The organism is Herbaspirillum huttiense (assembly GCF_004367745.1).
GTDB classification, from domain to species: Bacteria; Pseudomonadota; Gammaproteobacteria; order Burkholderiales; family Burkholderiaceae_D; genus Herbaspirillum; species Herbaspirillum huttiense.
Window position 1 is genome coordinate 3710015 of the sequence record NZ_CP037993.1, and the last position, 14166, is coordinate 3724180.

11 protein-coding genes are annotated in these 14166 nt (G+C 61.8%); 6 read left to right on the forward strand and 5 right to left on the reverse strand.

All coding sequences use genetic code 11. The annotated features are described in order from the left end of the window. Positions 1-220 precede the first annotated feature (220 nt). Positions 221-376: a hypothetical protein gene (locus E2K99_RS25565; RefSeq protein ID WP_166675075.1), complete on the reverse strand. Its 156-nt coding sequence runs from the start codon at positions 374-376 to the stop codon at positions 221-223. Positions 377-410: 34 nt separating this feature from the next. Continuing rightward, a complete protein-coding gene (gene uraH / locus E2K99_RS16690; protein ID WP_034333215.1) occupies positions 411-764 on the reverse strand; it encodes a hydroxyisourate hydrolase in 354 nt (117 codons plus the stop codon). Between the two features lie 269 nt (positions 765-1033). Here uraH and E2K99_RS16695 point away from each other — a divergent pair, with 269 nt between their 5' ends. Further along, entirely contained in the window at positions 1034-1852 is an 819-nt protein-coding gene (locus E2K99_RS16695) for an outer envelope protein (RefSeq protein WP_134222932.1), read from the forward strand. A 5-nt stretch (positions 1853-1857) separates the two neighbouring features. Here E2K99_RS16695 and E2K99_RS16700 read toward each other — a convergent pair whose 3' ends face one another. Next, positions 1858-2193, reverse strand: a complete 336-nt coding sequence (locus E2K99_RS16700; protein ID WP_134222933.1) for a hypothetical protein — start codon at positions 2191-2193, stop codon at positions 1858-1860. On the opposite strand from E2K99_RS16700, the gene E2K99_RS16705 reads away from it, so the two are divergent. From E2K99_RS16705 to E2K99_RS16715, 3 genes are all read left to right on the forward strand, one after another. Further along, positions 2180-4459 carry a catecholate siderophore receptor Fiu gene (locus E2K99_RS16705; protein WP_134222934.1) on the forward strand — a complete coding sequence of 760 codons (2280 nt, stop codon included), beginning with the start codon at positions 2180-2182 and terminating at the stop codon, positions 4457-4459. The two genes, E2K99_RS16700 and E2K99_RS16705, sit on opposite strands and share 14 nt — an antisense overlap. A gap of 420 nt (positions 4460-4879) precedes the next feature. Continuing rightward, positions 4880-7138: a catecholate siderophore receptor Fiu gene (locus tag E2K99_RS16710; RefSeq protein ID WP_134222935.1), complete on the forward strand. Its 2259-nt coding sequence runs from the start codon at positions 4880-4882 to the stop codon at positions 7136-7138. 145 nt (positions 7139-7283) lie between these two features. Then, positions 7284-7964 carry a Fe2+-dependent dioxygenase gene (locus E2K99_RS16715; protein WP_134222936.1) on the forward strand — a complete coding sequence of 227 codons (681 nt, stop codon included), beginning with the start codon at positions 7284-7286 and terminating at the stop codon, positions 7962-7964. Between the two features lie 120 nt (positions 7965-8084). On the opposite strand, the gene E2K99_RS16720 is transcribed toward E2K99_RS16715, so the two are convergent. Continuing rightward, on the reverse strand, positions 8085-9713 hold the full coding sequence (locus E2K99_RS16720; protein ID WP_134222937.1) for an HAL/PAL/TAL family ammonia-lyase: 1629 nt from the start codon (positions 9711-9713) through the stop codon (positions 8085-8087). A gap of 28 nt (positions 9714-9741) precedes the next feature. Continuing rightward, entirely contained in the window at positions 9742-10992 is a 1251-nt protein-coding gene (locus E2K99_RS16725) for a urate hydroxylase PuuD (RefSeq protein WP_134222938.1), read from the reverse strand. 505 nt (positions 10993-11497) lie between these two features. Here E2K99_RS16725 and E2K99_RS16730 point away from each other — a divergent pair. Continuing rightward, on the forward strand, positions 11498-12442 hold the full coding sequence (locus E2K99_RS16730) for a LysR substrate-binding domain-containing protein (RefSeq protein WP_034332623.1): 945 nt from the start codon (positions 11498-11500) through the stop codon (positions 12440-12442). A gap of 277 nt (positions 12443-12719) precedes the next feature. Beyond that, positions 12720-14114, forward strand: a complete 1395-nt coding sequence (locus E2K99_RS16735; RefSeq protein ID WP_121044866.1) for a nucleobase:cation symporter-2 family protein — start codon at positions 12720-12722, stop codon at positions 14112-14114. Positions 14115-14166: the final 52 nt, after the last annotated feature.

The following is a 14166-nucleotide window of genomic DNA, read 5'->3' on the forward strand; positions in this document are numbered from 1 at the left end:
TCGGCGCAATCTATCACGCAGCCTGTGCGCTGCAATCCCGTGGCCGTGCTGCCGTCCGGCAAGAGCGGCTTGCGGATCCGGAGAAAGTCCTTTTGGCACAAGCAGTTAGCGGCAGCGAACAACAAAAAAAATGGGCTGCGACATATTGCCGCAGCCCGCAAATACAACAGAGAGGAGGTGTGATTGGACCCGATTTCCGTCCTCCGTCCCTTAATCCACATCAAACACGCTGCGCTGATCCTTGCCCTTTTACCTTCACGCACAACATCCGGTCACGCCACCAGAAGCCGCGGGTGAATTGCGCATCGTCACGCCGGCGCCGCTTCTTGCGGAAATAAAAAAATCCGGCTTCTTGCGCGAAGGCCGGATTTTTCATTCATCGATTCCAGAGATAAATCAGGTGCGCATCATCAACTGCCGCGATAAGTCGAATAAGCCCACGGCGACACCACCAGCGGCACGTGATAGTTCTGCGAAGCATCGGCCACGCCGAAGGCAATCACCACTTCATCGACGAAACGCGGTTCCGGCAGGCTCACGCCCTGTTCCGCAAAATAATCACCGGCCGCAAAGACCAGTTCGTACTTGCCGGGCTGCAGCGCCTCGCCTTCCAGCAGCGGCGCATCGCAACGGCCATCGCTGTTGGTGACGGCGTGCTTGAGCAGCGTCTTGCCGCCGCCAGTCACCGCGTAGAGCGCCAGCTTGACGCCCGCGCCGGGCTTGCCCTTGGTGATATCCAGCACGTGCGTGCTCAGTTTGCCCATGTTGCTGTCCTTTCGCTGTGTAATGGATGAGTGAGGATGAGTGATCGTGAGCGCCGATGATATACCGCCGCCCGCCGAACCCTATACGAGTGCGCTTATACCGGCCATCGATGCAGCGGACATAATGCCTTACCGCGCAGCCCCCTGCCAAACCGGAGCCGACATCCGGACCGCAGATACCAGCACGGGCCCGGCGCGGCAATCATTTAAATCATTTAAATCATTTAAATCATTTATATCAAACAACATCCATCACTGGAGGAGACACCATGCCCATTCCATCCCTGCGCCTGCACGGCACGCTCGCGGGCGTCCTGCTCATGGCCGGCGGCAGCGCCATGGCGGCCGACTGGGCCGACAACTCGATCGGCTACCGTTACGGCACGAAGTTTGCCGAGCCCTTCAATACGCAGGACATCAGCAAGAACATCGTCAACTTCCAGCATGCCAGCGGCTACAAGTACGGCACCAACTTCCTCAACGTCGACCTGCTGATGTCGGACAGCAAGGATGACAATGCCCAGGAAGCCTATGTCACCTATCGCCATACGCTGGACATCGGCAAGATCAGCGGCCGTGACCTGTCCTTCGGACCGGCGCGCGGCGTCGGCCTGACGCTGGGCTTCGACTGGAACACCAAGAACGACAACAGCTATGCCTCGAAGAAACGCATGTGGGTGGTCGGCCCGACCCTGATGATGGATGTGCCGGGTTTTCTCAACGTGAGCGTGCTGGCCCTGTTCGAAAGCAACCAGCCCAAGGGCATCAGCAGCCGCTACACCTATGACACGCATCCGATGCTGAACCTGGCCTGGGGGATCCCGCTGGGCGGCAGCGGATGGGCCTTCGAGGGCTACCTGAACTACATCGCCGCCAAGGGCAGAAACGAGTTCGGCGGGTCGACTGCGCCCGAACTGAATTTCGACGGACAGCTCATGTACGACCTCGGCACGGCCATGGGACTGGGCAAGAACACCTTGCGCCTGGGTCTGGAATATCAGTACTGGCGCAACAAGTTCGGCAACCCGAGCAACGTGCCGGGCTCGCTGGCCAAGACACCGATGGTGCGCGCCGAATATCACTTCTGATCGCCTCAGGCAGCGGCAAGCCGCCCGTTGCGCCAAGGAGTTGGCCGCTCCTGATTGAAAAAAATCGAGCTTCCGATACAAATTTCAATCTTCAAAAACTCCTGCAAAAAATCGAAATTTGCAGGAGTTCTTTTTTCCTCCCCGCTTCCTATACTCAGCCGGATCCGCTCCCGGCACGTCGCCATCGCCGGCCGGATTCCCCCTGATATCTGACCGCCAGCCCCCGCCCGGACGCGCATCCCGCTTTTTTCACAAAGCTTCATATCGTCCCGGACACCGCTCATCGCCAGCCCAGAGATTTCGCCACCCTTACTCTCGGAACCTGACATGAGCTTCATCAAGAGCAAAAAGCACCCCTCTTCCCCGCCCTCTCCTGCTGCATCCAGCTGCTGCCTGTCGGCGGCGCTGGCGGGCGTCCTGCTGCTGCCGGCAGTCACCGCCCAGGCCCAGTCCGCTGGCGGCAAACTGCCTTCGGTACAGGTCGATGCCGCCAAGGAATCGCCCTACAAGGCCGAGCAATCGGCCTCCCCCAAGTACACGCAGCCGCTGGTGGATACGCCGCAGACGCTGCAGGTCTTCAAGCGTCCGCTGATGGAACAGCAGGGGGCCACCACGCTCACGGAGGTGCTGCGCAATACGCCCGGCGTGGGCACCTTCTTCCTCGGCGAGAACGGCAGCACCAGTACCGGCGACACCATCTACATGCGCGGCTTCGACATCTCCAGCGCCATCTTCGTGGACAACGTGCGCGACCTTGGCGCGATCTCGCGCGACGTCTTCAACCTGCAGCAGGTGGAGGTCCTGAAGGGAGCCGCGGGCACCGACAACGGCCGGGGTTCTCCGACCGGCTCCGTCAACCTGGTCACCAAACAGCCCGAACTGGCCGATGCGGTCAGCGCCAGCGGCACCTATGGCAGCTGGAACCAGAAGCGCGCCACCGTCGACTGGAACAAGGTACTGAACCCCGATCAGGGCCTGGCGCTGCGCCTGAACCTGATGAAACAGCACAGCGGCGTACCCGGCCGCCACCAGGTGCACAGCAGCCGCGACGGCTTCGCGCCCTCGCTGGCCTGGGGCCTGAACGGCCCCACCCGCATCCTCTTCAACTACGTGCACATGCAGCAGGACAACGTCCCCGATGGCGGCGTGGTCACCCTCGGCCTGCCAGGCTATCGCTCGCCGGATCCGGCGCGTCCCTTCATTGGCGACGCGCCCAAGGTGAATCCGAGCAACTACTATGGCCACGTGGACGACTATGACCGGGTCAACGCCGACATGTACACCCTGCGGGTGCAGCACGACTTCTCGCCCACCCTGAAGCTGGAAAACAGCACCCGCTACGCTCGCACCGACCAGGATTACCGCCTGGCCTCCTTCATTGCCACCGGCAGCGACCGGGGCAAGTACAAGTCCGGCATCCGCACGCCCTCGGCCACTGACCGCAGCACCTGGCTACTGGCGCGCAACATCGTCACGCGGCGCGACCAGGCCAACGAGATCCTCAGCAACCAGACCCATGCCACGGCGCAGTTCAATACCGGCGCGATCCGGCACACCCTGGTTGGGGGCCTGGAACTGACGCGTGAACGCCAGCATGCGCTGGCCTTCACGGTGGACGGCTTCCGTCCCCCGGCCAACCTGTACCAGCCGAATCCCCGCTTCGACGAATCGGAAGTCAGCATCCAGGCCACCGGCCGCAACGAGGGCCAGATCGATACCGCCGCGCTGTACGTGCTGGACACGCTCAAGTTCGACGAGCGCTGGTCACTGAACCTGGGCTTGCGCGAGGACCATTACCGCACCTCCTTCGACGGCATCGCCTCCGGCACCGCCACTGCACTGAAAACCTCGGGCAACCTGCAGAGCTGGAAGCTGGCGGCCGTCTTCAAGCCCACCAGCTACAGCAGCGTCTACGCCCTGCTGGCGAGTTCGCAGCAGCCGCCGGGCGGCAACAATCTCTCCCTCAGTGCCAGCCGCAGGAATCCCTCCCACCCCGACTACGCGCCACAAAAGACCCGTACCGCCGAAATCGGCACCAAGTGGGACCTGCTCGGCCGCCGCCTGGCCGTCACCGGCGCGCTCTATCGCACCGACGTGCACAATGAGATCGAGCCGGGAACGCTGGCCGACACCTGGTTCCAGATCGGGGAGAAACGTACCGAAGGGGTGGAACTGGGCGTCACCGGCGAGCTCACCCGGGACATTTCGCTCACCGCCGGCTACAGCCGCATGAACAGCCGCGTCAACAAGGGACGCGTCGTCACCGCCAACGGCGAGAACTACCTGGCCTACGCCCCGCGCCAGTCCTTTACCTCCTGGGCGACCTGGCGCGCGGCACCGGGCCTGGCGCTGGGCGGCGGCCTGCGCTATACCGACGGCCTGCTGCGCGGCACCGACAGCAATGCGCTGGGCACGCCCACCCGGACCGATGCCTACTGGCTGGTCGATGCCATGGCCAGCTATGCCATCAACAAGACGGTGGAACTGCAGTTCAACGTGACCAACCTGTTCAACAAGCAGTACGCCGCCGCGATCAACAAGAGCGGATACCGCTACACCCCGGGCGGCGCGCGTGCCTTCTCGCTGACCGGCAACTTCCGCTTCTGATCTCCTGCCCGGCGGTGGCGGCGTTCTGCCGCCACCGCTGAACTCTCCCACGCCATCCTCACGGCAGCGCACTGCCGTGAGGCTTCGTATTTTTTATGCAACAAATGCAGTTTCGACTTTCCCCTTCCGCCTTCCCGGATGCGGTGCGGCTTTGCGCGGGATGTTCTGAATGGAAGACCAAGAGCAGACGATCAGGGAACAGAAATTTTTAGAATAAGAATCACTTTTATTTGGAACCGTGGCTATAATTGTAAAAATCTCGTAGCAAGTCGAAACATTGCGATCTCAACGAGATACAAAAAACTACAATCTCGCCAGCCATTCCGGCGGAGCCTGCCAGGTCTCACCAGACCATGCGATTGCCCGTTCGACTCATAGCCAGCCAAGAGAACTCTCAACATTTTCTCTCGGAACCCTGCCATGAGTTACATCAAGAGCCGCAAGCACGCGCAGCCTGCCTTTGCTTCGACCCGACTGTCCGCCGCCGTTGCCGGCGCCCTGCTGCTGCCGGCCGTGGGCGTGCATGCCCAGACCAGCACCGCCCTGCCCAAGGTCGAAGTGACCGCCACCCAGGAATCGGACTACAAGGCCGACAAGGCCTCCTCGGCCAAGTACAGCCAGCCGCTGGTCGACACCCCGCAGACCCTGACCGTGATCAAGAAGCAGCTGATCGACCAGCAGGGTGCCACCACGCTGACCGAAGCCCTGCGCAACAGCCCGGGCGTCGGGACTTTCTATCTCGGTGAAAACGGTTCCACCAATACCGGCGACGCCATCTACATGCGCGGCTTCGACAGCTCCAGTGCGATCTTCGTGGACAACGTGCGCGACCTCGGTTCGATCTCGCGCGACATGTTCAACATCCAGCAAGTGGAAGTCCTGAAGGGCCCGGCGGGCACCGACAACGGACGCGGTTCGCCGACCGGTTCGATCAACATGGTCACCAAGCAGGCCGAGATGAGCAACTTCTTCAATTCCTCGGCCACCTATGGCAGCTGGAACCAGAAGCGCGCCACCGCCGACTGGAACAAGGTGATCGATGAAGAGCGCGGCATCGCCCTGCGCCTGAACGTGATGAAGCAGGACAGCGGCGTCCCCGGCCGCCATGAAGTCAAGAACGACCGCTGGGGCGTGGCGCCCTCGCTGGCCTTTGGCCTGAACAGCCCGACCCGCGTATTCCTGAACTATCTGCACATCGACCAGGACAACGTGCCCGATGGCGGCGTACCCACCATTGGCCTGCCCGGCTACACCTCGCCGGATCCGGCACGCCCCTACATCTCGGGCGCACCGCGCGTGTCCTCGAAGAATTTTTACGGCAATGTGAACGATTACGACAAGGTCACGGCCGACATGTTCACCGCCCGCGTGGAGCATGACTTCTCGCAGGACGTGAAGCTGCAGAACACCACCCGCTACGCCAAGACCAGCCAGGATTACTTCCTGACGTCCTTCATGGCCTCGGCCGCCAGCAGCACCCGCGCCGCCGGCCTGGTGACGCCGTCGGCGACCAACCTGGCGGGCTGGACCCTGGCGCGCAACCTGCCCACCCGCAAGGACCAGTCCAACGAGATCATCACCAACCAGACCAACGTGACGGCCAACCTGAAGAGCGGCAGCCTGCAGCACACGGTGGTGGGTGGCATCGAGTTCACTCAGGAAAAGCAGCACGCCACGTCCTTCACCGCCACCGGCACGCTGCCGGCGGCCAACTTGTACAACCCGGATCCCAACTTCGGCTCCGGTACCTATTCGATCCGCGCCACGGGCTACAACGATGGCAAGACCGATACCGTCTCGGCCTACCTGTTCGACACCGTCAAGTTCAACGAACAATGGTCGATCAATGCCGGCATCCGCGAGGACCATTACCGCACCACGTACTACTCCAACGCGGCCGGCACCATCACCGACCTGTCGACCTCGGGCAACCTGTTCAACTGGAAGCTGGCCGCGATCTTCAAACCGACCGACTACAGCAGCATCTACGCCCTGTACGCGACCTCGCAGCAGCCCCCGGGCGGCAGCAACTTCGCCCTGTCGGCTTCGGCCAACAGCGCGTCCAACACCAACTACACCCCGCAGAAGACCAAGACTTCCGAGTTGGGGACCAAGTGGGATCTGCTCAACAAGAAACTGGCCGTCACCGCTGCTCTGTTCCACACCGAAGTGACCAATGAAGTCGAGCAGGATCCGACCTCGCTGCAGTACTTCCAGACCGGCAAGAAGACCGTGCAGGGTATCGAACTGGGCGTGACCGGTGACGTGACCAGCAACCTGTCGCTGGCAGCGGGCTACACCTGGATGGACACCAAAGTGAACAACGGTGCCATCACCACGGCCTCCGGCGAGAACAATCTTGCCTATACGCCGAAGCAGGCCTTCACTTCGTGGGCCACCTATCGCCTGCCGCAGGGCTTCACCGTCGGCGGTGGTGCACGTTACGTCAGTTCGCTGCTGCGCGGCACCGATGGTGCGGTCGGTACGCCCAAGTACGCCAACAGCTATTGGGTCTTCGATGGCATGGTTGGTTATATCGTGAACAAGAACGTTGATCTACAGCTCAATATCTACAATATTTTCGATAAGGACTACGTAGCGGCAATCAACAAGAGCGGCTATCGTTACACCCCAGGCACGCCGCGTTCGGTGGCGCTGACCGCCAACTTCAAGTTCTGATCCTGCCCCTGGCATTGAAGCCCTCACCGGGCGTTGTGCTCTGACTCGCAAGAGTTCGTGACCCCTCCGGTGAGCCAGCGATCGGCGACTTGACGGCCCCTCCCGTGCGGAGGGGTTTTTTCATTCGCTACAGGAGAATTCCATCATGATGCTGCACATCCCCCAGCTCCTGACCCCGCAACAGGTCAGCCACATCCGCTCCAAACTGCAGCGCGCCGACTGGGTGGACGGCCGCGAGACGGTGGGCGAACAGGGGGCGCGCGTGAAGCGCAACCGGCAGTTGCCGGAACATTCGCCGCTGGGATTCCAGCTCGGCGAGATCATCCTGGAAGCACTGCGCAGGAATCCCCTCTTCTTTGCCGCTGCGCTGCCCAAGAAGACCATGCCGCCGCTGTTCAACAGCTATGAAGGCGGCGAACACTACGGCCTGCACGTGGATGGCTCGGTGCGCATGCTGCCCAATGCGGCCGGCAGCATCCGTACCGATGTCTCGACCACGGTGTTCCTGTCGGAGCCGGACGAATACGATGGCGGCGAACTGGTCGTGGTCGATACCTATGGCACCCATGAAGTGAAACTGCCGGCGGGGGACATGATCGTCTATCCCTCCACCAGCCTGCACCGGGTGGAGCCGGTCACGCGCGGGGCGCGCGTGTGCTCCTTCTTCTGGACCCAGAGCATGATCCGCGACGACTGGAAGCGCGGCATGCTCTTCGAACTGGACCGCAACATCGTCAGCCTGCGGCAAAAACTGGGCGATACCGAAGAATTGGTGGGACTGACCGGGCATTATCACAACCTGCTGCGGCAATGGGCGGAGGTCTGACTACGCCAAATTGTTTATTTGTTTTATATCGTTTTTAAATTTAGCGTATCCCGATACGCCAAAGACGAAGGCCGTCCGGCATTGCACCGGACGGCCTTTTTCATGCAAGCCAGTGCGGGATCAGACGAAACGCCCGATTGCACCGATCACTGCCTCCCTCACCGACCCGCTGACCACGAAGTCATGCGCAGCGCGCACGTCGTCGTGGAACCAGCGATCGCCATCCAGGCAAGCCGGAATCTGGCGGCGGATCTCGTCATAGGCCACTTGCGTACCCTGTCCCAGCTTGAAGTCCTTGAGCAATTCCTCGGTCATGGTCAGCGCCTGCGCCGCCAGCAACATTTCCACGCCGACGATGTATTGCGTGTTCTGCACCACCGTCATCGCCTTGCGGGCGCACCAGGTCGAGTTGGAAATGTGGTCCTCGCTGTTGCCCTTGGAAGGGATGCTGTCGACGCTGCCGGGCATGCACAGGGTGCGGTTTTCCATCACCAGCGAACTCATGGAACACTGCACCACCGGATAGCCCGTGTTGACGCCGCGCACGCCGCTCATCAGGTTGCGTGGCAATCCCCACGACAAGGTCGGATCGATCAGGCGCGCGATACGGCGTTCGCAGATGCTGCCCAGATCGGTAATCGCCATGGCCAGCAAGTCCATCGCCTGTGCCAGATACTGGCCGTGGAAGTTGCCGCCGGAAATGATTTCGAAACCTTCGCCGTCTTCCTTGTTGAAGATCAGCGGATTGTCGGTGGCGGAGTTGGTCTCTTTCTCGATGATGGTATCGATGTAGTCGAGTGCATCGAATACCGGACCATACACTTGCGGCGCGCAGCGCAGCGAATACACATCCTGAATGCGCGCGGTGTAGGGAATATCGGTACGGCGCAATTCATCGGGCAATTGTATTGCACGCGCTTCATGCGTAGTACGCGTGGACCCCTTCAACAAGTTGCGGATGACTTCAGCCGTCTTGATCTGCCCCGCATGCGGACGCGCCTGCTGGATACGTGGATCGAAAGCCGACATTTCGGCGCGCATCGCTTCCAGCGTCAGCCCCAGTGACAGGCAGGCATCGGACAGCAGATGGCGCGCATCGTGTGCGGCGAGGATGGCGACCGCCAGCGAGGCAGTACAGCCATTGATGAGGGCCGAGGCATCCTTGGCCTTGAGATCAAATTTGACCGGACCAATGCCGGCCTGCTCGATGGCCTGCGTGGCGCGCATGCGCTGGCCTTGATACATCACTTCCGCTTCATCAAACCCGGCAATGGCCGCCGCCAGATAAGCCAGCGGCGCCAGATCGCCGGAAGCACCCACCGATCCCTTCTGCGGCATGATCGGGTGGATACCCGCATTGATGAAAGCCAGCAGGCGATCCACCACTTCCACGCGTGGCGCGGAATAATTCGATGCGAATGCATTGGCCCGCAGCAGCATGGTGGCGCGGCTGACTTCTTCCGAAAACGGCTCGCCGATGCCCGCACTGTGCGCGCGGATCAGCTGGGTCTGGAACAGCTCGATATGCTCGACCTTGATGCGCGTGTCCTTGAGCAGGCCCACGCCGGTGTTGAAGCTGTACATCATGGGCGCTTCATCGTGCATCCAGGTCGATTCGATGTAGTCGCGGCTTTGTTTGAGGGCGGCACGCGAAGAATCGGCCAGCGCCACTTTCAGGTGAGGCGCGCGGGCCACGCTGACGACTTGCGCGGCGGTGAGGTTGAATCCGTCGATGGTAATGGTTTGCATGAGTGCTCTCTGATGGAATCGGGTGCGATTACTTGGCCCCAGCCTGGAACCATGCGGCCAGCTCGGCGCGTTCCGCATCGGTCATCTGGGTCATGTTGGCCAGCGGCATGTCCTTGGTCTGGACGGCGCGCTGGAAGATCTTGGCCGCGTGCTGATGGATCAGCTCGGGCGTTTGCAGCATCATCCCGGCTGGTGCGGTGGCGAAGCCGGCCTGGGTCGGCTTGTCCGAATGGCAGCTGGCGCAACGCTGGGTGACGATGGCCTGGATGCGGGCAAAGTCCGGTGCGGCAGCCGCCACGGGCGCTGCGCCTTCACCTGCGGAGGCAGCAGGTGCAGTCGATGCAGCAGGTGCGACCGGACGCGGCGCAATCGCCACGGCCACCGCCAGCAGCAAGGCCACACCGGCGATGGGATAGCCCACCGACACCTTGCCCTTGTGCCGCAAATTGAAGAAGTGACGAATCAGCACACCGGCCGCCATGATCGCCGCCAGCACCAGCCAGCTATGGGCATGCGTGTAGGTCATCGCATAGTGGTTGCTGATCATGATGAAGAGAATGGGCAGCGTGAAGTAGTTGTTGTGCACGCTGCGCTGCTTGCCCTTGCGGCCGTGGATGGGGTCGGGTGAACGGCCGGCCTTCATCGCCTCCACCAGCTTGCGCTGGCCGGGGATGATGACCATGAGCACGTTGCCCACCATGATGGTGCCGATCATCGCGCCCACGTGGATATACGCCGCGCGGCCCGACAGCAGGTGTGTGAGCAGATAGGCCACCGCCACGATGAAGACGAACATCACCAGCCCCAGCAGCCCTTCGCGCTTGCCCAGCGGCGACTTGCACAGCAGGTCGTAGACGATCCAGCCCAGCACCAGGGTAGCGATGCCCACACCGACGGCTTCCGGCCCGGTGAGGTTGGCCACCGACTTGTCGACCATCATGGCCGAGGCATTGAAGTAATACACGATGAAGAGCATGGCCACACCGGTGATCCAGGTGGCATAGGCTTCCCACTTGAACCAGTGGAGTTCTTCCGGCAGCTCGGCCGGCGCGACCAGATACTTTTGCGGATTGTAGAAACCGCCGCCGTGCACGGCCCACAGCTCGCCGGAGACGCCCTTCTTCTCCAGGTCGCTGCCTGGTTTGGGCGGGCGGATGGAGTTGTCGAGCCAGACGAAATAGAACGAGGCACCGATCCAGGCGATGCCCGTGATCAGGTGCAGCCAGCGGACCAGCAGGTTGGCCCAGTCGATGCCATATGAAACCAGGAGTGCTTCCATGTCTTCCCCACGCAGGATTGCTGTCCGCCACCGCGACCTACTCCGGACAGGCGAGGCATTGCCTCAGGAATGGGCCGCCATGGAAATCTTCCCCCCGCCCTGCGTGTACCAAGGCTGCAACTGGATGAGTGGAGTGAAGGCTTCCCGCGCGCCGGGAAGCGCAGGCACCGTGCTGGTGCCGTGGCTGGTCTCCCGTCGTGCTGCCGCTACGACCCGATGGCTTGTGCCATCTGTTTTATGGCCGCCCTGCTGGTGCGGGACGGTTGCACGAACGATAAACGCCGGGACTACGCAAAACATGGTCATCAACGTATATTTGACATACGAATGACGATATACAAAAATGCCCCCTGGATGTGGGACGCTTGCGCTCGCATCACGCCAGGCCGCCGCCCGAGCCGGCCCGGCACACGACAACGATAATGCGCCTGCCCTGATGCAGCCGCCCCAGAGTGAACGAAAAACCGTCACCTGCCCCGCACCACAAGACCCCGGAGACATTCCCATGTCCAGGCTGCCTGACCATCTCGACATCCACCTCATCCGCATCCTCTATCTCCTGCTCTGCGAGAAGAACGTATCGCGGGTCGCCCTGAAACTGAACCAGCCGCAACCCTCGATTTCGGCCTCGCTGCGCAAGCTGCGCGAACTGACCGGCGACCCGCTGCTGGTGCGCGGCGCGCGCGGCATGGTGCCGACCCAGCATGGCGAGAGCCTCTTGAAACCCGCCAAGCGCATCCTCGACGAAACCGAGCGCCTGTTCGTGCCCAAGACTGCTTTCGTACCGCAGGAGGAAGAGCGCACCTTCCACATCGCCGCGCCCGACTACATGAACACGCCCTTCTTCACCGAAGTGATCGCCCGCCTGCGGCGCGAGTCGCCGCGCAGCCGCATCGTCATCCATGCGCTGGGTCCGGATACCGATTACGTCCGCCTGCTCTCGGACGGGGAACTGGACCTGGTGATTGCCAACTGGGACGAGCCGCCTGCGCATTTGCACCTGTCAAAGCTGTTTGACGATCCCATCGTCTGCCTGATGCGCGCTGACTGCGCCTACGCCAAGCGCACCGCGCGCGATGCCATGAGCATCGAGGACTATCTTTCGCTGCCGCACGCCGCGCCCTCGCAGATCCTGCCCGGCTATCACGGCACCATCGATACCTTCCTCGAAAAGCAGAACCTGCATCGCAATGTGGTGGTGGAATCGGCGCACTTCCGCATGCTGCCCTACATGGTGGCGCAGACCGACCTGGTGCTGACGGCCGGCCAGCAGTTCGCCAGCTTCTACGAAAAACTCCTGGGCCTGAAAAGCTATACGGTACCCATCAAGTTCCCGCCGCTGCGTTTTTACCAGCTGTGGCACGAGCGGGTGCACCAGGCCACCGAGCACAAATGGCTGCGCGCCCAGGTCAGTGCGGCGGCCAAGATGATGGCGCAGGGCCGCGCCTGAAGCGGTGCCGGGCCGCTCCGGCAAAGAAAACGGGCATTCCGGCATATATCGGCGGCGCGCCAGCCGGTATGCCGGGGCTTATATATCGCACTCCCCGGATTGCATTAGTATCGCCAGCATCAGACCGGCATCCGCACACAAGCCCCACCAAGACGCGGAGCACGGTACTGGGCCGGAACCACCTTCAAGCGGCAAGGCACGCCACCCTCTCAGAACGATCACGGTGGCGCGGTCACATGCCAGGTTCCATCGATAAAAAATACCAGGAGACAATCCCATGCAAGCCACTCGCCATCCGGTGGATGAACGCCTACCCGTATTCAAGCTCTTTGCCCTCGGCATGCAGCACGTGCTGGTGATGTATGCCGGCGCGATTGCCGTGCCGCTCATCATCGGTGGTGCGCTCAACCTGCCCAAGTCCGAGATCGCCTACCTCATCAGTGCCGACCTGTTCTGCTGCGGGCTGGTGACCATCATCCAGAGCGCCGGCCTCTGGAAATTCGGCATCCGCATGCCTGTCATGATGGGCGTGACCTTTGCCGCCGTGGGGCCGATGGTGGCCATGGCCAACAATCCGCAGCTGAACATCCTGCATATCTACGGGGCGGTGATTGCTTCGGGCGTATTCTGCATCCTCGCCTCGCCCTACATGAGCAAGCTCATGCGTTACTTTCCGCCGGTGGTCACCGGCACCGTCATCACGGTGATCGGCGTCTCGCTCATGGGCGTGGGCATCAACTGGGCCGCAGGTGGACAGCCGGTGATCGGCAAGCTGGTCGACGGGGTGTTCGTGAAGGTGCCCAATCCCGACTACGGCTCGCCGCTGTCGCTTTCGATTGCGGCGGTGGTGCTGGTCTCGATCCTGCTCATCACCAAGTACACGCGGGGGTTCATCTCCAACATATCGGTGTTGATGGGCATGGTGGTCGGTTTCGTGATTGCCTTTGCCTTGGGCAAGATCAGCTTTGACGGGCTGGATGCGGCGGACTGGTTCGCCTTCATCCAGCCCTTTCACTATGGGCTGCCGCAATTCGACATTGCCTCCATCATCAGCATGTGCCTGGTGATGATCGTGACGATGATCGAATCGACCGGCATGTTCATGGCCCTGGGCGACATCGTCGGCCGCCGCATCGACGACCGCACGCTGGCCAGCGGCTTGCGCGTGGATGGCCTGGGCACGGTGATCGGCGGTCTCTTCAACACCTTCCCTTACACCTCCTTCTCGCAGAACGTCGGGCTGGTGGGCGTGACCGGCATTCGCAGCCGTTTCGTCTGTGTGGCGGCCGGGGTGATCCTGATTGCGTTTGGCCTGTTCCCCAAGATGGCGCACGTGGCCGCGTCGATTCCGCAATTCGTGCTGGGCGGTGCCGGCATCGTGATGTTCGGGATGGTGGCGGCGACCGGCATCAAGATCCTGTCCAAGGTCGATTTCCACGGCAACCGCAACAATCTCTTCATCGTCGCCATCAGCATTGGCGTGGGCATGATCCCCATCGTTGCGCCGACCTTCTTCGACAAGATGCCGCATCTGCTGGGCACCATCTTCCACAGCGGCATCCTGCTGGCCTCGGCCATGGCGGTCGGGTTGAACCTGTTCTTCAATGGCCGGGGCAGTGAAGAGGACGTGGCCCGCTATGCGGTGGCGGCGGCGCAGAGTTCGGATCACTGAAGCGGGTGCGGTGAGATATGCCGCTGCGCATAGGGCCCAGATGAAACCGTTG